This is a genomic window from Nostoc sp. DSM 114167, assembly GCF_052692655.1.
Map to the genome: position 1 here is coordinate 1956523 of NZ_CP195116.1, position 18877 is coordinate 1975399.

The window sequence follows — 18877 nt, forward strand, 5'->3', positions numbered from 1 at the left end:
GATGAATAACTCTAAAGTTCGCATTCCGAAAGAAATTGCTCCCGATGTTTTCGCTCTAGCGGCTCAGTTGTATGCCCAAGAAAATCAGGATTATTCTTTAGAAGAAATTATGCAGGCTGGAGCAGAAGTACAAATTCCTCCAGAGATGATTCAACAAGCAATACAGCAGATTCAAGCCAAGCAAATCCGAGAGCGCGATCGCCAACGCAAGTTAAAGTTAATTTTAACTAGTGGCGGCATCGGAGCCGCGATCGCACTTTTCGGTTTTTGGACATACAATACTTTTGCTAGTAATGCTACACCAAGCGGGCGATCGCTAGAAGCTAATTTCCCAAGTGCCAATTTAGCCAATCCTAATCCTCTAGATATTCCCCCAGCACCCCCGACACAATTACCCCCCACAGCCGGAACCACTTTCACTGGAGAGGTAAAACAGTATCTTCTCAACCCTGAAGGTAAGGTGGATGGGCTATTACTCAATAACGGGCTACAGGTGAAATTTCCTCCCCAGATGGCGGACAGTTTAGTGCGGATAATTACCCCAAACACGAAAGTGAGCATTTTTGGCGATCCTGGCTTTTCCACTCGCTTTGGACAGGAAGTGAGAGCCAAAAGCATCACCAATTCTCAAACTGGACAGACTTTAGTCGAACAACCTCCCACAACCGCCCCCCAACCACCCAGCTTGAGCAACTACAGTACCTTATCTGCACAGGGAACTCCTCAGAATTGGTTGGTGGGACATCGAGGAGAAATTAACGGAGTCATTATCTCTAATGGCACTATTGTCAAGTTCCCGCCCCATGTAGGCGAACAGCTAACCAGTATGGCGAACATCAAAAACACAATTCAAGCCAAAGGATTCGGCACTCGCAATCGTTACGGCCAGATTTTAGAAGCTACAGCATTGTCAGTTAATGGGCAATCTGTATCTTTGCAACCAAAAACCATCATCGATCCGTAATCAGCTAAAAAACATCTAATTTGCATAAGGGTAAAGGATGTATTCAAAACCTTTCCCCTTTACCCTTTCCCCTTTAACCGAACCGTATTGGTAGTAGTTTTGCTTGTGGATATTCAGGTGGCTAGCAAAAAAATGAGGGTATTGCTAACTTGTTAAGTTGCCAATACCCTCACGTAGATAAACTAAGTTTTTGTAGTAGCCTATAAGTTTAAGTTACTGCCTGAGCAACTGCTGCCGAAAGTGACTCATTTGCTGCTTGCTTCAACAATTCGGCTTTATCGGTCTGTTCCCAAGGCAAGTCTAAATCAGCCCGCCCAAAATGACCGTAAGCCGCGACGTCCTGATAAAAACGTCCGCCTCGTTCACTTGGTAAGTTCCGTAAGTTGAAGGTATGAATAATCCCTGCTGGACGGAGTTCAAAGTGCTTGTTGATTAATTCCAGTAAGGTTTCTTCATCCACTTTGCCAGTGCCAAAGGTATCTACTAGGATACTTGTAGGCCGCGCTACACCTATGGCATAAGATAGCTGGATTTCAACTTTTTCTGCCAACCCAGCGGCGACAATATTTTTCGCTACATAGCGAGCCGCATAAGCAGCAGAACGGTCTACTTTCGTGGGGTCTTTGCCAGAAAATGCGCCGCCACCATGTCGTGAATAGCCACCGTAGGTATCAACGATTATTTTTCGTCCTGTAAGACCAGAGTCTCCTTGAGGACCACCAACGACAAATTTGCCAGTGGGGTTGACTAAAAAACGTGTTTCCTGATTGGGTTTAACGTCAATGTCGCCAAAAACAGGTTCAACCACTGCTGACCAGAGGTCTTGTTTAATTTTGGCTTGTACCGCCGCCTCATCCGTAATTTCCCCAATACTGGCTGTATGCTGAGTGGAAATTAGAATCGTATCAATACCTACTGGGCGTCCATCTTCGTAAACCACAGTTACTTGGGTTTTACCGTCAGGACGCAGGTATGACAGTTCACCTGTTTTACGGACTGCTGCCAATCGGCGAGCAATACGGTGGGCGAGACTGATGGGCAATGGTGTCAGTTCTGGTGTTTCGTTGCTGGCAAAACCGAACATTATACCTTGATCGCCCGCACCAATTTTATCGAATTGTTCATCACTATCTTGTTCGCGGGTTTCTTGGGCGGTGTTAACGCCTTGGGCAATATCGGGTGATTGTTCGTCTAAAGCCAGCAGAACGCTGGTACTGTTAGCAGAAAAGCCATTATCAGCGTTGGTATAACCAATTTCGGCAATTTTTTTCCGGGCGAGATTGACGAAATTTACATTAGCTTTGGTGGTTATTTCACCAGTGATTAGCACCAAACCAGTATTAACTACGACTTCAGCCGCGACACGACTGCTCGGATCTTGTGTCAATAGGGCATCCAGAATAGTATCAGAAATCTGATCGCAGATTTTATCTGGATGACCTTCGGTGACTGACTCAGAGGTAAATAAATATCGACGAGACAAAAGAAATTCCTCCATCAAGAGTTTTTTCGTTGACTAAATGTGGGTATTTAGTTCAACTACTAATTTCTGAAATCATAACAATATTTATACTTCAGTCGTTAGTATCTTCTTGATATTGATAAAAACCACTAACTATAAGGTAAATATCCGTAAGTAAGATAAATGTATGCTAATTACTTTTTATTTTAAATGTATTTAATAACACAAAAAAAGGAGCACCCGGAAGCGCCCCCACAAGCTTTGACACAAACACTGCTGCTTTAAACCTGAATCGCTAACTTTGCTTCCGTAGCTGTCAACCGCTCATAAGCAGCACGCATTTTCAAACCTGTAAGCACTTGGAAGAAACCAGTACCATTATTGGAACCTGGATACTCGCGGTGCTGGAGTAACAAGTGAGTCAATTCACCCTGATATTTGGTGGATGTATTGCTGAGATGGGTTTCGATATAAATGACTTCTTCCAAGTTGTCAAATTGACCATCCACCTCTAGTACTGAGACATAGCGACCGTAGTAAACATCTGAACCGTAGTATAGTTGCATACCAGGATAAGAACAGGTCAGCTTGCGTCCACAGGGAGTCCAATTGATTGTTGACCCTTCATCAAATAAGTAAGTTGGATCGAAGCCTTCCTTACCTTCCCGCTGGAGCATACGTACCCGCAAGACTCTACGTTCTGTATCATTTTTGATCAAGTTTGTGGGCAATACCTGGAGAACCACATCAGCAAATTCTCTTTGTGGTTCGATAAATTTATCAAAGTCAGGTTTGCGGGAATTGATTTGTGCTAACACATCTTCGTAGCGATGACCGCGTTCAGCCATATCTCGCTGGATTTTCCAGGCAATTTTGACCTCATCGCTAATGTCAAAATAAACACTGAAGTCGATTAGCGATCGCACCCGCTCATCATATAAAGGATGCAGCCCTTCAACAACTATAATATGATTCGGCTCTATCCGCTCTGGCGGATCGATCAAGCCGGTTTCGTGGTTGTAAATCGGCTTATCAATCGCTTGACCACTTTTGAGCGCTTTAATTTGCTCATACATCAGGTCAAAATTGTTTGCTCTGGGGTCTAGTGCCGTTATCCCCGTTTCTTTGCGCTGTTTGCGGTCCAGCGAGTGATAGTCATCCAAGCAGATGACTGTCATTAACTCTTCACCAAACAAATCGCTCAAACGACGCAAAAACGTAGATTTACCGCAACCAGAGTCTCCGGCTACTCCAATCAGTACCACGCGTTCCGGCTTACTTGTCATAAATCTCCTCTAAAATACTAAAGTTGTGTCAATAATTTTTCACACAGCAGATTTTGAAGCCAGGAGTTTACCCCTTTGGTTTATCCTGCGTTCTTGCTACCTAGCACATCTATAAGACACCAAGCAAGTAGACAACAAAGTAATTAAGTTGCTACTCGTCGGACTAGCCTGAATGTTGGTGCCGGTAAGTATTTAATCCTAGTGATATATTTGATTTTAACAGAAGGGGGTATCCCATACAAGCTTGCTCTCAAGAAGAATTAACGTGGTTACTTAATCATTTTTTTGTTAATTTAGTTGTTAATTTAAAAATGGGGATCGTTACTACCCATCAGTGTTGCACCTTTATCAGTCTGCTACTTGTGACTCTATAGAATCAAGAGTATAAGGTATAATTTATTATTGCCGCAAATTTTCTAATGTTCCTAAATTGTAATTATTACTCGACAATACTTAATCTACTCAAAGCAAAAATCTATCCAACGAATGAGGAAATAACTTGCATTACCCAAATTATTGGCTGTAAATTTATGAATATGCTCATATAGAAGCGTTGACGTTATGGCAAAGTACTGATGCAAGGTTGACAGATTTTTCACATCAAGTGAAACTAATTACAGTTGCTGAAATTATGATTGTCTATCTCGTGATATTTGTGGCTGGAGTTGTCCTAGTTATGTAATTGTCCATAGATAGGTAATGAAGATAGCTAACAACATTCCAGAAGAGTAGTAGATTTGGAGAAGTAAAACCAATCGGAAGAAAACCTTCCTTTCTTGACATTCTCCGATTTCAACCCCTGGAGTAAGCAAGCACAAGGGAAGCTTGTGGAGGGTTACTTCAAGCGGTAGCTTCTAGCGATCAAAGTAACCCTCCGAGAATATATACTATTGTCAGATTGTGAGTCGATCGTAGGGTACTAAGGTAAAAAGCTATCTCCCTAATGGGGGTGGTAGTTAACGAAAAAAAGATTAAATTGATTCATTATTAACATTCTCCACAAGACTTATCCTTTACCTTAGAAGGTGAACAGGTGTGTTTTTTGCTATGCCTGCATGTCTTTGGTGAGTGTACTTAGCAAGGCATTAATTTAATGATGCCGTTTTTCCTTCTTTCTCCAGTTTTGTGAAACGAAAATCCGGTAAACTAAAGCTGGCAAGGTAGGGGAATAGTTTTTTTTGAAAAACGGTTAAGTAAATTATCGGAGTGGTAGAACGAATGTACAATCAAGGTGCTGTTGAGGGTGCTGCCAACACAGAATTAGGTAGCCGCATCTTCCTTTATGAAGTAGTGGGTTTGCGTCAGAGTGAAGAAACCGACCAAACTAACTACCCAATTCGGAAAAGTGGCAGTGTGTTCATCAGAGTGCCTTACAACCGCATGAATCAAGAAATGCGACGTATCACTCGTCTAGGCGGCACAATTGTTAGCATCCAACCCGTAACTGCTCTAGAGCCAGTTAATGGTAAAGCCTCACTTGGGAATGCTACAAGCGTTGTCAGCGAGTTAGCAACATCTGGGGAAACTGCTGACAGTGAAGGGAATGGTAAAGCCACACCTGTAAATGCTGGTAGTGAAGCCAAAGGCCTCGCTAAATCATCAGCTGAAGAACAGCTCAAGAACAAGGACAAGAAAGGCAACACCATGACTCAAGCGAAAGCCAAAAAAGACCACGGTGACGTTCCTGTTAACACTTACCGTCCCAATGCTCCATTTATTGGCAAAGTAATATCTAATGAACCCCTAGTCAAAGAAGGTGGTATTGGTATTGTTCAACACCTGAAATTTGACATTTCCGCTGGGGATTTGAAGTATATAGAAGGTCAAAGTATTGGGATTATTCCACCAGGATTAGACAAGAACGGCAAGCCAGAAAAACTTAGACTCTATTCCATCGCCTCAACTCGTCATGGCGATGATGTGGATGATAAGACAGTATCACTGTGCGTCCGCCAATTAGAATATAAGCACCCAGAAACTGGCGAAACAGTTTACGGTGTTTGTTCTACACACCTGTGTTTCCTAGAACCAGGAGCAGATGTAAAAATTACCGGGCCCGTGGGTAAGGAAATGTTGTTACCCGATGACCCTGATGCTAATGTCATCATGATGGCAACCGGAACAGGTATTGCCCCCATGCGAGCTTATCTGTGGCGTCAGTTTAAAGATGCGGAAAGAGCAGCTAACCCAGAATACCAATTTAAAGGATTCTCTTGGCTAATATTTGGTGTGCCGACAACTCCAAACCTTTTATATAAGGAAGAACTGGAAGAAATCGAACAAAAATATCCTGATAACTTCCGCCTGACTCCTGCCATTAGCCGCGAACAAAAAAATCCTCAAGGCGGTAGAATGTACATCCAAGACCGCGTAGCAGAACATGCTGATGAATTGTGGCAGTTGATTAAAAACGAAAAAACCCACACCTACATCTGCGGTTTGCGAGGTATGGAAGAAGGTATTGATGCAGCCTTAACTACTGCTGCTGCCAAAGAAGGCGTAACCTGGAGTGATTACCAGAAGCAACTTAAGAAAGCTCATCGCTGGCACGTAGAAACATACTAAATTAGTCATTAGTCATTAGTCATTTGTCATTAGCAAAGGACAAAGGACAAATGACAAAGGAAGCAGGATAATCAGTAGGTAGGGCAAACGCTCTACCTACAATTGTTATTGGTGAAATTGGGTGCAAAATGGGTGTGAAACTAGGAATACTGGGATTAGGCACCGTGGGAACGGGAACAGTGCAGTTGTTGCAAGATAGTGCTGGGCGTCACCCATTGTTGCAAGAGATAGAAATTTATCGGGTGGGAGTTCGATCGCTAGATAAACCTCGTGCAGTAGAATTGTCTACGGAAGTAGTAACAACAGATTTAGAATCAATTGTCAACGATCCGGCGGTAGATATAGTTGTCGAGGTGATGGGTGGATTGGAGCCGGCGCGATCGCTCATTCTCAAAGCTTTAAGTAATGGTAAGCATGTAGTCACAGCCAATAAAGCAGCGATCGCCCGCTTCGGAGCAGAAATTTTCACAACTGCCAATCAAGCTGGCGTATACGTCATGCTAGAAGCTGCTGTGGGTGGTGGTATTCCAGTGATTCAACCTCTAAAGCAATCTTTAAGTGTTAACCGAATTCATACTGTAACGGGTATCGTTAACGGTACAACAAACTACATCCTGACGCGGATGCAAACAGAAGGCAGTAACTTTAATGATGTTTTAGCTGATGCCCAACGTTTGGGTTATGCTGAGGCTGACCCCACAGCCGATGTAGATGGCTTAGACGCAGCTGATAAAATTGCCATCCTGGCATCATTAGGTTTCGGAGGACGCATCAACCTCCAAGATGTTTATACTGAGGGGATTCGGCAAGTGAGCAAAACAGATATTGCCTACGCCGAAAAATTGGGATTTGTGATTAAATTGTTAGCGATCGCTAAACGTGATACTCACTCATCCTCCCTCTCTGTCAGAGTTCATCCTACTTTAGTACCGCAAGCCCATCCTTTGGCTAGCATCAACGGCGTTTATAATGCGATTCTTGTCGAAGGAGAACCTATTGGGCAAGTAATGTTTTTTGGTCCCGGCGCTGGTGCTGGTGCAACCGCCAGTGCTGTCACGTCGGATATTTTGAATTTAGTTGCTGTCCTCAAAACTAATACAGCAGTTACAAATCCATTATTAACTTGTGGGCATCAGGAATACTGCCAAATTGCACCGATGGCAGAGTTGATAACTCGATTTTACGCCCGTTTCCTCACCAATGACCAACCCGGAGTTATCGGTAAATTGGGTACTTGCTTTGGCAACTATGGCGTTAGCTTAGAGTCAGTTGTCCAAACTGGCTTTCAAGGGGAACTAGCAGAGATTGTGGTTGTCACCCATGATGTGCCAGAAGGCAATTTTAGGCAAGCTTTGGCAGAAATTCAGAATTTATCAGCGATCGAAAGCATTCCCAGCTTACTGCGCGTACTTTGAGATTATTTGGGAGTGAAGCTAGTCAACTTGCTTTGCTCCAATTTTTAATTACCTTAAATGTCTCATTATGAATGGGATATTGGTGTTTGCTGTACTCCCATATTGCAATCAAGCGAGAAGCGCAATATTAAATTCGGGCAATTGTTTATTGAATTCGGGCGCCCTTGCAATTGATTGCCTGCTATCCAAGCTACATTTGTAGCCCCAAAATACTTATATTAATTTTCACATAAGAAAGCTTAAAGAACCGGAGCCTAGCTTTACAGAAATATTGTGATGTCTCAAGACAAGCTGCTTTGCGTCTACACTTGCTAAACTAATTTTAAATCTTGAATAAAAGTAGAGAAAAAACAACCATAGAATTATGGCTCAAATCTTAGTTGAAAATTTAGATCCTATTATTCTAGAAAAGCTAGAAACTCTTGCCAAACAACACGGTAGGTCTTTGCAAGAAGAACTAAAGCAGATCCTACAACAAGCGACTGAAAAAGCGACACACTACCACACTGGCGGCGACATGGAAAGAACCAGAGAAGCTGTAGCACGCGCTCAAGTTAGATATACAGGAAAAATTTTTAGTGATAGTACTGAACTTATCCGCGAGGATAGAGAACGGTGAGTCAGTATGTTTTAGATGCTAGCATTGCTATCAAGTGGTTCATTCCTGAAGTCTACTCTGGTGCAGCTAGGCGTTTAGTAGGAAGTAATCATACTTTCTTAGTTCCAGATTTTTTCTTCCCAGAAGTGGGAAACGTCTTGTGGAAACGAGTCCGTCGTGGTGAAGACACGGCTGAAAATGCAAGACAAATATTAGCAGATTTAAATGCAGTTCCTGTAGAGGTGTACATATCTCAACCTTTAATGCCACTTGCTTTAGATATTGCCCTTCAGACAGATCGTGCAGTGTATGACAGTTTATACTTAGCCCTTGCTATTACTCAACAATGCCAGATGGTAACAGCAGACGAAAAATTTTATAACGCACTGAAAACTAGTAGCTACGCAAGTAATCTTTTATGGGTGGAGAATATTTAAAAAGCTTTGATGTAGACTACCGCAGGCATCTTCCCTTCCACTCCTAAACTAAAAAACAACCCTTACTCCTGCAAAGGTAGCCTTAATTCATTTAGGCAAGGGGTTTTTTCTGAAAGGCTGGAAGTAGTGGGTGACGAGGGATTTGAACCCGCAACCAATAGATTAAGAGTCTACACAACTCAGCTATTGCAATGCAAAAACCCAGCATACTAGATGCTGGTTGGCTCAACTCAAAGTTAATTATAAATTTATCACTCTGGTGGCATTGGGCGATCGCTTTTGTTCATCGCCAAGTCGAAAGCTCTCTGGTGATGCTGGTCAGATGTCCAGGTGTGGTAAAGGCTCGAATGCACTTGCAGACTGTGCCCCATTTGCTGCGCGGCCAATGAAATATCAACCCCGTATTCGAGCGTTCTGATTGCCCAGCAGTGACGCAAATCATAAACCTTAAATGGCAACCGATCGTTACGTCTAAATCTCTGGGTGACTGTTCTGCCAATAGATGAATTATCGCGATCGCAGTTAATCTCAGGAACTTTTACGTTTTTTAAGGAGAACTGGTCGAACCATTCGGGGTGATAGGGCCATATTCTTCGGTAGCCAGTCTTGCCCTGAAGCACAGAAATAATTTTGTTGCCAGACTTCAATTCCTCAAAGTCGAGGAAGAAGACCTCATGGTTTCTCAAACCATAGGTAGCCAACATTCCAAATACCCATCGCCATTTATGATCTGGAATTTCGGCATACCATTCGGCAATCAAATTGTCGGTAGGTAAATCTCTAGGCTTTCTTCTTGCTGGGCTGTACTTACCTGAGTATTTGCTAGGGTTAAAGTTTATTCCTGCAAATTTAGCTAATGCTCCCAACGTTGAGCAAAACCGTTTTCTTGTTCTTGTATCTGGTTGAGTAGCTAAAATTGCAGTCTTTAAAACTTCACTAGTTAGCAGGCTACTGGGGTTTAAGGTTTTAAATACTGTGGCATATTCAACTCTCCACGTTGATTCTGATTTAAAATTTTTGGCACGGCGTTGGAAGTAGTCCTTCTCGAACTCCTCAATAATCTGACCAATCGCTTTGCCTTCTAATTCCATGTAATTAGACCAATCAAATGTTTTAGTGTCTAGTCGAAGCCTCAAGACTTTGGCTGATTCTTCAGCAACCTTTACACCGTCCGAAGTAGCGACAGCAATATTTATTCTTTGTTGATACCAGTTATTTTTTATTGATTGTGGCTTTGGTGGAAGCGTTGCTCGTAGGTAAAGCCTGCTGCCAACTTGCTCAATATTTATGCCGAAATTACGGAGTCGTCCGTTCGCCTCCTTGATTCGGTGTTCAATATTTTTCATTAGCTTATTTCCATGAAAAATCCATCCCAAAAGGAAGCAGGTTTTTATCTACTTCTCTTTGGGATAAAACTACTTGGCTGAAGTCAAAATCCTGATTGAAATGATGGCTACCGTGTCAAGCACGGTGCCCATTATTCATGCGGTATGTTCTTATGATCAAAATCTTCAGTTAACTGGGCGATATCACATCGTTGTTTACCTAGTACATCCCCGTAAACAGCTTGTTTTAACACTTCTTTTCCTTCTTCGAGTTGAGCTAGGCAATCATCACAGATAACAGCTATAGCGCCATTTGCGGGTATGCCACAAATGAAGCACTCCCAACCCGTGCCGGGAACTAGCGCTTTTTTGTGGAGTGTGAGGATATTTCGCACCAGTGAGTTGGTAGTGCCGCAACCGCAACAAGCCCCAAGGTCTAGTGGTTCTTCGTCATAATCTGGATCGTCTTCATCGTTGCCCCAAAGTGTTGAGCAACTCTCACATCTGTAAAAACCAAATTCTGAATCATACCTAACATTAGGAGAACCACAGTTAATACAATTAGGTGTTTTTAAGTCAGTCATCACCTATTCCCCGTTCCCTCATATATCGGTCAAGTTCACCGCTAATCACTTGGTCGATGCTGGCAACAATTATTTCTGGTTGAGATCCCTGTCGCCGGAGTGACGCAGTAATACCGCGTCGATTGAGCGCTTGTTGCACTTCTGCACTGGCTAAGGCTATCTCGGCATCCGCATAGTCTTGTGGAATAACAGGAAACACAATTTCTTGAATTTCCGCAGACGCACTCCTGATAACTTGCAACATAGCTTTTTTGGCTTGCTCCACTGGCGGTTCAGGAAAATAAAACTCAACCCTAATCCCTTTTTGAATAAGCATTCGCTGAACGTCTGCCGCTCTTAAAGCTCTCTGAAATACAACTAAATTGGCTTCATCTGCAACCGGAATTCGAGCCACCAAACCCGCTTGAGTCGCTCGAATCGCCTCCTTGATAATTTCCTTTCCTTGGTCGATAGCTCCCATAACAGTTGTGTGATATTTTTGACTTGTTTGAATTGGTTTTTCTTTTAGCTGCGATCGCACTTTTCAACCAGAAGCGCGATCGCAAACAAATTAACTTTTGAACGGCTCCATAACTCTGCCAGCAATCCCAGACACAAAGCCCAGCGACACGCCACACCAGACGTAAGAAGGTCTGACAAAGAGAGTGGCGATACCAATAACACCAGACCAAAACAGACCGGTTGCTAATATCTTCAATCCTTTACCCTGTTCATAGCTCTTGAGTGCTTCGGCAATGATCCGCGAGTTCTCTAATGAGGTAGTAATTTTGAGAATATCCGCTTGGCATTCGCGCTCAATTCGCGCGATCGCATCTCGATCCGCCTTGACTGGAGACGTTGCCATTTTTGTAAGCACCAAACCCAGCACTTCGTTACCATCCATTCCTCTGTCCCTCCTCTAAAATTTGCTGCAACAGACGTTCTGCTTCCTCCCACTGACGGCCACCCATTTTTAAAATTTCTTCAATAACATGGGTTTTGCCTTTCACTTCCAGAAGTGACTTGATCGCCATATAAAAGACTTTCTTTTGGGAAGTGGAAGTGGAAGTTTCCTCAGTTCGATCCGCGCTCGGCTCTCTATATAAGTGTTCCAGGCTGGTAGTCAGTTCTTGCTTAACTTCCGGCGGGTAAGTCGGTGCATCGCTATAGCTTTCGTAGAGCGCTTGCTCTTGCTGCTGGGTGTGCAGTGCAAATTCTGTTTGCTCTAGTTCTTGGTTCATCGCCGCCAACGCTGCGCGTCGAGCATCCTGCACAATCAGCCGGCGCGACTCCTGGACAAGTTGCACTGATGCAACAAGCGCCAGACTATAGCTAATTCCCTTTGCGATCGCGGGAACTGGAGAAAGTGCAGTCAGCCAAAAAGCTGTTGCACTAGCTAGCAAACAGTTGGTTTTTAACCACCTATCAGCCATGACAGCATTCCTCCCAAGACAATTGAAACTGCGATCGCAATCAGCAAGGCATAATAGTCTGGCTCTGCTAGTTTGAGAAACGTTCTCATTGCATCATCTGTCAGCAGTGCAAGGGCTAACCCCACAAAAGACATAATATAGACAACCCACATCACACGAAACAAAGCAGGATGCAGCGCCCCTAGCCAAGCCACTGAGCTAGAGGCGATACACCCCAGGAGAAACCAAGCCCCCAGGTGTACCGCCTTTGCCATTAGTATTGTTCCTTAGCTTTGGCTCTTAACTCATCAATCCGTTGCTGTGCCTTGTCCTCAGCGCGGTCTAAGCCAAAGCCTAGTTTTGCGTATTCTGGTCTGAGTGTATGCAAATGTCTGGCTGTGGAAGCATCAGAGCGTTTTTTGGTAAGTTCATTATCAGCAACGCCTTTAATGTAGGTACGATGAGCAGTATGTACCTGTGCGTCTGATTCTTCCAGCTTTCTAAGAGACTTGTAAGCGCGTTTTGCCTGACGCGCTTCCTCTCTCTTCTGAGTTGCAACTCGCTTGAGTGCATCAGCCTCCGCTTTGTTAAAGTAACGCGGGGTATGATTTACTGGTGCTGTCCTGACAGTCTCCCAGGTACCCGCGTTTATTGGGTTTACGACACTTGGATCTGTTGGAGACAGTACCCGATTTTTATCTATGCCGTGGCCGCCCGTGGACAGCGAGGACTCACTACTATTGCTGCTGGATTTTGCAGCACTGGTAATTCGTGCAAGGATTCCCATGTCAACTCCTATCTATTACAAACCTGGTTTTTAACTTTCTCTAACTGCTGGCTTTGGGCTTTCATTTCTCTCAACTGGACTTGATCCGCGCTCTGGTAAGTGGAGATTGCACCTATGCTTAAGCCGGCGACTAATGCAGCTGCGATCATGACTAAAAATGCAGCGAGGTTATTCCCGGCTGGCGTGGGTTCTGGTATGTCTGGGTAAAACTCCCCAGTGAACGGCACAACCTTACTGCTGCGTTGCTGTTTAGTCTGTTTCATCTCCCCCTCCCTCTAGCAACATCGGCTGATATGTGGGCAAGAGTAGATGCTCGGTTCCGGCGTTGAGCGCTGCGCGAAATGACAACTCGACTATTTTGCGTTGTTCGGGTGTGGGATTAAACCGCATCTGCTTTATCCGCTGCAAGGTGCGACCGGGTAGCTGTCGGTAATATTCATTAGCTAGGCGCTGTGCATCCTCCTCCAAGAGCGACTCAAGTAAATCGGGTGCGTCGGATTCTGCGTCAAGATTTGCATCGTCATCCGTTGCAGTTTTCGTTGCACGTCGGCTCTGCAACAGTTCAATTCCCGCCTCAGTCCACAGCTTTTGCTTGTGTTCATCGCTGACAACGTGAACGTTAAACTGGAAAACTTCAGGATGTCGGCTTAACCAACTGCGGATTGTACTTTCTGGAATGTTGGTTAACTTGGCGGCTTCAGGAGTGGTGTACAACTGGCTCATGTTGTTGCCCCCAGCGAATTTGTGCAATGAGTGCTTCGAGTAAGCCCATGAGGTCGCTATCTGTTACCGAATTTTCGTACATCTCAGCAGGCAATTGCTTAATCTCGATACGAGCATTACCGTCTTGTTCTGCGGAGAGTTGATCCGCGATGGCTGCCACAAGAAAGAGTTTTTCTTTTTTAGTCATCTTCTCGAACGTAGCACCATACCTGTTTTCCAAAGATTCCAGGTACGAACCATCGCCTGGGGTATAAGCCGTGTAGTAGCCTAATGGCTTGGACATTAGTAAAATCTCCTTACATATTAAATACGAAGCATTATTGATTCGCGATCGCAGTCTTGGTAGATGGGCGATCGCTTTTTAATTGGACTGCAACCCTGCGACGCTACGACTTATGGGTTAATGCAGTTGTCAGTCATCAGTCATTGGGCATCAGGTACAGGGTGTTTCCGCGCAAGGTGGCGCGGGTGCTTTCTCCGGTTGCAACGCAAAGGGTTAGGCGTTGGGGAGTGATGTCGTGTTGCAAAATTAATTGTACCAATGTACAACTATAGGTAGTCTAATAGTACATAGGTAGAATGTCAACATAGTACATAGGTAGAATGGAGAAGTTGTACATGGGTATTAAGAATGAGGAAACCGTTGCACGGGGAGAGGAAAAAGAACGTCATGTTCACACTGACACCAGAGGGCATGCAGATGCTGGAAGAGAAAGCGAAAGCTATTGGTATCAGCAAGAGCGAGTTAATCGAGCAGATAGCTCGCAATCAAGTCTCTTCAGTCCCGGATCAACAATTACTGGGGGAATGCTCGGCCAACTGATCAAGGACTATAAAGATCAGCTGGCATCCAAGAAACATCAAATCCAATTCCTACAGAATCTAATCCAGAACGCTGAAGGTGAAGCTCTACGCCTCGAAGAAAGAATCCAAGAATTCGAAGCTCTGCAAGAGGAATTAGAAAAACAACTTCAACAAAATCAATAAAGCCGTTTACCCCACGGGGGTAGACGGCTTTATTCGTGGCGACTGCCTCACCTTAAGTCGGAGTGCGATCGCCACGAAGTTCCCGATGATTAACGACTAATGACCAATGAACCAACATCCCCAAACATCGACAACTTAATGAAGCAGATAGATACCGAAATGCAGCGATTGAACTGGACGGTTGACCAGGGTCGAGAACATTTGCAGAAATTTTATGGAGTGCGATCGCGGCGGCTGCTGACCGAGGAAGAGTTAGATAACTTTCTTCTTTATCTACAACTCTCCGATTGATTTGTTACACGCAAAAAAAAACTCACCAATTTAGGAACTGGTGAATCCAAAACAAAAAGATTAATAAAAAATGAAAAAATACTTAGAAAGATTAGGCGGTAGAATATCCGTTACTTTTCCATATTCTACCACATTAAATAATTCAAAACCAGCTAATCGGGGGACAGTAAAATGGTAGCTGTTCCCTATTCTTACACTGAAGAATTAGACTTTAGCTCTACCGACAGCAAGCTTCTACCACAAAACATTGAAGCAGAAGAAGCTGTACTAGGTGGCATTCTATTAGACCCATCTGCAATCTATAGAGTTAAAGACAGATTAAGACCAGAACATTTTTACATCGGGGCACACAAAGACATTTATCAAGCGTGCCTTAAACTTTGCAAGAAAGGTGAATCAACAGACTTGTTAAGTGTTAGTAGCTGGTTATCAGATAATGATTTACTAGCAAGAATTGGCGGAAGAAACAAGCTAGCTACTCTTGTTGACAGAACAGTTACCGCCGTAAATATCGATAAGCAAGCAGACACGGTAATCAGAAAATCCAAACGCCGCGAACTCATCAGGGAAGGGCATCGGACTATCAAGTTAGCCTATGATGAGGAACAAGATTTAGTTGATATTTTTACAACGGTTACTAACAAAATCAAAGCAGTAACCGATACACCAGTTGCACCAACTAAAGATGAATACCAGCGATGGAAACACGACCAACTACTAGAAGAAGTGACAAGTATTTATACAACAGTAGTCGAGCCATCGTTTAGATTCCTGAAACTGCATGAACTGGCTAAAGAGCATTCAGTTACTACAACTTTTCTCGAACATTTTTATCTAAAAAGTCTTACTGCTGTGTGTAGTAATTTACTCACCTACGAGGAATTAAAGCAGTTAGCAGGTTCTACCGTTCGTGAGTGGTTGGTTAATGGCTTAGTACCAAAAAGCACCACAATTTTACTAGCAGCAGATGGTGGAATTGGTAAAACTAAATTCACCTATGGAATAGCAAAAGTAATGATTCAGGGTACTCAGTTCGGAAAATTTATTGCCACAGGTGAGAAACGAAAAATTCTTTATTACCAAGGGGACGAGAGTCCAGGCGACATGGTACAAGCCCTACAATCTCTTGGTTATTCCGAAGACGATATCGGACCATACGTGAGAGTCCGTTTTGGGTGGAGCGCTGAGAATATGCCAGCACTCATCCAAGATTTAAAGGAGTTTCAACCGGACTTCGTAGTAATTGACTCGCTCTCAACCGCTAACAAATACTCTGTTTACCAAGAGTCGCAGATGGAGTACGCCCGTCCCATCTTGCAAATGACTGGGCTGGCCACTCAACACAAAACCACTTTTTTGATAATTCACCATACCAACCGTGAAGGCGGAGTGCGTGGTACAACTGCGATCAGAAACGCAGTCTCGGAAGTGTGGACGCTGACCAAAGACAACAGCCAGACTGCCACCCCTTACGATCGCCTTTTAGAGATCAACAAATCGCGATCGCGATCAAGCGGTAAGAAATACCGTATGTACTTCAACCCCGAAGATATCAGCTTCACATTTCTGGGAGAAGAACCGGAACAGGGGTCAAGCGTCTCCGAGCAATCAGCCAAAGACGCACTTTTAGAATTTTTCAGCAAGAATCGAAACGTAAAATTTACCGCCAAAGAATTGGCTCATCGACTGGGATACTCAGACAGTCATACCCGCAACAGTTTGTTAGGACTAGCCGCTGATGGGCTAATCTCGGCTGAACCGCGAGAAGGATACGCCACCAACTATTTTCTAGTACTCGAATCTGTGACATCTCAAAGCGTTGTTAGCGGTCAACCACAATCTACTGAGATTAGCAGTATTGTGGAATACACCAGCACCCCACCAGCACCCCACCAGCACCCCACCAGCACCCCTGACCAGCACCCCATTGACCCATGCACAGCAAGCGATGTAGAGGTTGGTGATTATCTAAGTACAGAAAAATCGCTAGAACAAAAATCTGAGTCAGAAAAAAATAACGCGCAATTTTCGCGCCTCGACAATCAGCGACAGCCAGAAGCCTTGTTAGGCAACAATTCTAGGGGTGCTGATGGGGGTGCTGATGGGGGTGCTGATGGGGGTGCTGATGGGGTGATTGTCCTCGATGACAATCACCTCCCCCTACCTTTGATTGAGGAGAAGGCTACCTACTGGAGTATGTCGTTTCAGCGGGAGGTTACAGTATTCATGATTTTTGATGAGATGTCTGAGGCCAGTTGCCAGGTTCCAGGGCGGGGTAGGTGGAGCTTGCAATTTACTGATTTACAATGTTGCGACAAGTCCCCCAGGCACGACTTCAGCGTGGGAGACAGAGTAGTAATTTTAGTTGGTAAGCTCAATGAAACCTTCGCCACTATCACTGACATTAGAGCCGATGGCGTCTGGCTCAAATCTGACGATCACAAAAAACGACTTGCAAAACCTTACTTCCCGCACCAACTGGCAAAAGCCTGACATTATAATCCGGCAGAGTGCGATCGACAAGTATCGCAAATACAAGAAATCATGCTAGTAGCTAAAAACTGAGCTACCAGCATGAGACTACATACTGTTAACGTAGCGAAAACCCTGCCGTATTTGGGTTTAGTTCTCGTCGTCTTCATCATCCTCAGAGATGACGACATTCACACAGTCAGTCCCAGCCTCAAAACCGATGATGGTAAACGTTTCACCGTAGGCATCTGTCAAGCAGATATGTGCATCACTGGGAAAGTCTTGTAATTCAAGAATCAGTTTTTCTACAGTCAGTTCTTCTGTTGTCTGTTCTTCGGTTGTAGTCATATTTTCTCCTTTAAAAAGCGATCGCACTGGTCAGAGGTGAAGTGCGATCGCGAGTAAATCCGATGCAGTGAATATTAGGTGTTGTCCTAGCTCAGCTTACTTAAGAGAGCAAACTTTGTCACATGGTTTAGTTATAGAGTTGCGATCGCGCCCCTTAACTGGTCAGTACCAATATCGATGTAACGCTCTAAAGACTTGATGTCTTTATGTCCAGTAATTCGTTTAATGGTTGCCAAGCTAATACCGTTATTATGCAGATTGGTAACAAAACTTCTACGAGTGCTGTGAGTACTAACACCTTTGCTTGCTAGTCCGGCCTTCTCAACAGCGCTAGTGAGGATATCGTAGGCATTACGCCAACAGATATGTTTTTCGATTTCTCGTCCAGGGAAAAGCCAAGCACTGTCTTTGTCGGGTTTGTAGTAGCTCAACTGCTCACGCAACAGGTCATGAATCGGAACTTGGCGAGTTTCGCTGTTTCCGTCTGGGTCTTTCTTGCGGGTGGTAGCTCTGAAAGTAATTTCTGAGTATGGCTTACCATCGGCATCATAAACATCAGAAACTTTTAACTGAATCAAAGCTCCCCAGCGTTCGCCGGTATACCACCCCAAAGCGAAAAGGATTTTGTACTTTTCACTTACGATTTGTCTACGGATTTTAGAATATTCATCGTTGGACAATGTAGCAGCTTGTCCACTTCTGTTATTTTTCATATTAAGAACCAACTTTTGGATGTTCCACTTTTACTTTGGCTAATGGTAAAAGTGGAATTTACTTTCTATCTGCAATAAGCAAATATAGGCTCTATCGTATTACTGGCAATGGTTTGGCGTAATCCGTGAATACTCCACTTCTACATAAAAGTGGAACATTTACTTATTTTTGATTGGCTCATAAAAATGAAGAGTAACTATTTATAAATCTCTTCAAATGACAGCATTTAATCCAGCAACAGATATTCCATCTCAGATCGACACATTAGAAAAACTTGCGGCTTGGTTGGGATCTGCACTTTTTACTATCAACCCCACACTGACCGTCGTCGAAGGGGCTGGATACACGGAACGGGCTTGTCAAGCGAATAATTTTTGGGTATCAGCAGATGCAAAGACGCGCATGATTGTTCGTTTTTCTCTGGAAGTATCGCCCGATCAAGCCAGTGGCAGTAACAAGAACTGGACGTATATTCAGCCATTAAGTAATACTGCGTTGCCTGCTTCGTTTAAAGCAAATTAAGGGTCA

At 43.9% G+C, this 18877-nt stretch carries 23 protein-coding genes; 9 read left to right on the top strand and 14 right to left on the bottom strand.

The annotated features are described in order from the left end of the window. Position 1: 1 nt before the first annotated feature. Entirely contained in the window at positions 2 to 964 is a 963-nt protein-coding gene (locus tag NSTC731_RS08420) for a hypothetical protein (protein WP_445630410.1), read from the top strand. Positions 965 to 1172: 208 nt separating this feature from the next. On the opposite strand, the gene metK is transcribed toward NSTC731_RS08420, so the two are convergent. Together metK and NSTC731_RS08430 are read right to left on the bottom strand one after the other, a co-directional pair. Further along, positions 1173 to 2447 carry a methionine adenosyltransferase gene (metK, locus tag NSTC731_RS08425; protein WP_322688170.1) on the bottom strand — a complete coding sequence of 425 codons (1275 nt, stop codon included), beginning with the start codon at positions 2445 to 2447 and terminating at the stop codon, positions 1173 to 1175. A 260-nt stretch (positions 2448 to 2707) separates the two neighbouring features. Continuing rightward, entirely contained in the window at positions 2708 to 3712 is a 1005-nt protein-coding gene (locus NSTC731_RS08430) for a phosphoribulokinase (protein ID WP_445630411.1), read from the bottom strand. Between the two features lie 1218 nt (positions 3713 to 4930). Here NSTC731_RS08430 and petH point away from each other — a divergent pair. The 4 genes from petH to NSTC731_RS08450 all read left to right on the top strand — a co-directional run bounded on the left by petH (position 4931) and on the right by NSTC731_RS08450 (position 8727). Further along, positions 4931 to 6277 (top strand): ferredoxin--NADP reductase, encoded by a 1347-nt coding sequence (petH, locus tag NSTC731_RS08435; RefSeq protein ID WP_445632047.1) that lies wholly within the window; start codon positions 4931 to 4933, stop codon positions 6275 to 6277. 128 nt (positions 6278 to 6405) lie between these two features. After that, positions 6406 to 7692: a homoserine dehydrogenase gene (locus tag NSTC731_RS08440; protein WP_445630412.1), complete on the top strand. Its 1287-nt coding sequence runs from the start codon at positions 6406 to 6408 to the stop codon at positions 7690 to 7692. Between the two features lie 364 nt (positions 7693 to 8056). Continuing rightward, positions 8057 to 8311 (top strand): FitA-like ribbon-helix-helix domain-containing protein, encoded by a 255-nt coding sequence (locus tag NSTC731_RS08445; protein ID WP_445630413.1) that lies wholly within the window; start codon positions 8057 to 8059, stop codon positions 8309 to 8311. Next, on the top strand, positions 8308 to 8727 hold the full coding sequence (locus NSTC731_RS08450) for a type II toxin-antitoxin system VapC family toxin (protein ID WP_445630414.1): 420 nt from the start codon (positions 8308 to 8310) through the stop codon (positions 8725 to 8727). Before NSTC731_RS08445 ends, NSTC731_RS08450 begins: the two co-directional genes overlap by 4 nt. Before the next feature lie 251 nt (positions 8728 to 8978). On the opposite strand, the gene NSTC731_RS08455 is transcribed toward NSTC731_RS08450, so the two are convergent. From NSTC731_RS08455 to NSTC731_RS08500, 10 genes are all read right to left on the bottom strand, one after another. Continuing rightward, the gene (locus NSTC731_RS08455) at positions 8979 to 10073 is read right to left on the bottom strand and encodes a site-specific integrase (protein ID WP_445630415.1); all 1095 of its coding nucleotides are present in this window, start codon (positions 10071 to 10073) and stop codon (positions 8979 to 8981) included. 131 nt (positions 10074 to 10204) lie between these two features. Continuing rightward, on the bottom strand, positions 10205 to 10636 hold the full coding sequence (locus NSTC731_RS08460; RefSeq protein ID WP_445630416.1) for a hypothetical protein: 432 nt from the start codon (positions 10634 to 10636) through the stop codon (positions 10205 to 10207). Then, positions 10629 to 11156 carry a hypothetical protein gene (locus NSTC731_RS08465; RefSeq protein WP_445630417.1) on the bottom strand — a complete coding sequence of 176 codons (528 nt, stop codon included), beginning with the start codon at positions 11154 to 11156 and terminating at the stop codon, positions 10629 to 10631. Before NSTC731_RS08465 ends, NSTC731_RS08460 begins: the two co-directional genes overlap by 8 nt. A gap of 30 nt (positions 11157 to 11186) precedes the next feature. Further along, positions 11187 to 11519 (bottom strand): hypothetical protein, encoded by a 333-nt coding sequence (locus NSTC731_RS08470; protein ID WP_445630418.1) that lies wholly within the window; start codon positions 11517 to 11519, stop codon positions 11187 to 11189. Continuing rightward, the gene (locus NSTC731_RS08475) at positions 11509 to 12048 is read right to left on the bottom strand and encodes a hypothetical protein (RefSeq protein ID WP_445630419.1); all 540 of its coding nucleotides are present in this window, start codon (positions 12046 to 12048) and stop codon (positions 11509 to 11511) included. The genes NSTC731_RS08470 and NSTC731_RS08475 overlap by 11 nt, the downstream gene beginning before the upstream one ends. Beyond that, positions 12030 to 12302 carry a hypothetical protein gene (locus tag NSTC731_RS08480; protein ID WP_445630420.1) on the bottom strand — a complete coding sequence of 91 codons (273 nt, stop codon included), beginning with the start codon at positions 12300 to 12302 and terminating at the stop codon, positions 12030 to 12032. Before NSTC731_RS08480 ends, NSTC731_RS08475 begins: the two co-directional genes overlap by 19 nt. Beyond that, the gene (locus tag NSTC731_RS08485) at positions 12302 to 12814 is read right to left on the bottom strand and encodes a hypothetical protein (RefSeq protein ID WP_445630421.1); all 513 of its coding nucleotides are present in this window, start codon (positions 12812 to 12814) and stop codon (positions 12302 to 12304) included. Before NSTC731_RS08485 ends, NSTC731_RS08480 begins: the two co-directional genes overlap by 1 nt. 8 nt (positions 12815 to 12822) lie before the next feature. Beyond that, the gene (locus tag NSTC731_RS08490) at positions 12823 to 13077 is read right to left on the bottom strand and encodes a hypothetical protein (RefSeq protein WP_445630422.1); all 255 of its coding nucleotides are present in this window, start codon (positions 13075 to 13077) and stop codon (positions 12823 to 12825) included. After that, on the bottom strand, positions 13064 to 13537 hold the full coding sequence (locus tag NSTC731_RS08495) for a hypothetical protein (RefSeq protein ID WP_445630423.1): 474 nt from the start codon (positions 13535 to 13537) through the stop codon (positions 13064 to 13066). The genes NSTC731_RS08490 and NSTC731_RS08495 overlap by 14 nt, the downstream gene beginning before the upstream one ends. Next, a complete protein-coding gene (locus tag NSTC731_RS08500; protein ID WP_445630424.1) occupies positions 13512 to 13820 on the bottom strand; it encodes a hypothetical protein in 309 nt (102 codons plus the stop codon). Before NSTC731_RS08500 ends, NSTC731_RS08495 begins: the two co-directional genes overlap by 26 nt. 335 nt (positions 13821 to 14155) lie before the next feature. On the opposite strand from NSTC731_RS08500, the gene NSTC731_RS08505 reads away from it, so the two are divergent. The 3 genes from NSTC731_RS08505 (at position 14156) to NSTC731_RS08515 (ending at position 17308) form a co-directional block, all read left to right on the top strand. Continuing rightward, positions 14156 to 14524 (top strand): hypothetical protein, encoded by a 369-nt coding sequence (locus NSTC731_RS08505; protein WP_445630425.1) that lies wholly within the window; start codon positions 14156 to 14158, stop codon positions 14522 to 14524. Between the two features lie 99 nt (positions 14525 to 14623). Then, positions 14624 to 14815 (top strand): hypothetical protein, encoded by a 192-nt coding sequence (locus tag NSTC731_RS08510; protein ID WP_445630426.1) that lies wholly within the window; start codon positions 14624 to 14626, stop codon positions 14813 to 14815. Positions 14816 to 14986: 171 nt separating this feature from the next. Continuing rightward, complete coding sequence (locus NSTC731_RS08515; protein WP_445630427.1) at positions 14987 to 17308, top strand: DnaB-like helicase N-terminal domain-containing protein; 2322 nt, start codon at positions 14987 to 14989, stop codon at positions 17306 to 17308. Positions 17309 to 17437: 129 nt separating this feature from the next. Here NSTC731_RS08515 and NSTC731_RS08520 read toward each other — a convergent pair whose 3' ends face one another. Further along, positions 17438 to 17635 carry a hypothetical protein gene (locus tag NSTC731_RS08520; RefSeq protein WP_445630428.1) on the bottom strand — a complete coding sequence of 66 codons (198 nt, stop codon included), beginning with the start codon at positions 17633 to 17635 and terminating at the stop codon, positions 17438 to 17440. Between the two features lie 131 nt (positions 17636 to 17766). Continuing rightward, positions 17767 to 18348 carry a tyrosine-type recombinase/integrase gene (locus NSTC731_RS08525; protein WP_445630429.1) on the bottom strand — a complete coding sequence of 194 codons (582 nt, stop codon included), beginning with the start codon at positions 18346 to 18348 and terminating at the stop codon, positions 17767 to 17769. Positions 18349 to 18565: 217 nt separating this feature from the next. Between NSTC731_RS08525 and NSTC731_RS08530 the strand changes: the two genes are divergently transcribed. Beyond that, positions 18566 to 18871: a glucose-6-phosphate dehydrogenase gene (locus NSTC731_RS08530; protein WP_445629275.1), complete on the top strand. Its 306-nt coding sequence runs from the start codon at positions 18566 to 18568 to the stop codon at positions 18869 to 18871. Positions 18872 to 18877 lie beyond the last annotated feature (6 nt).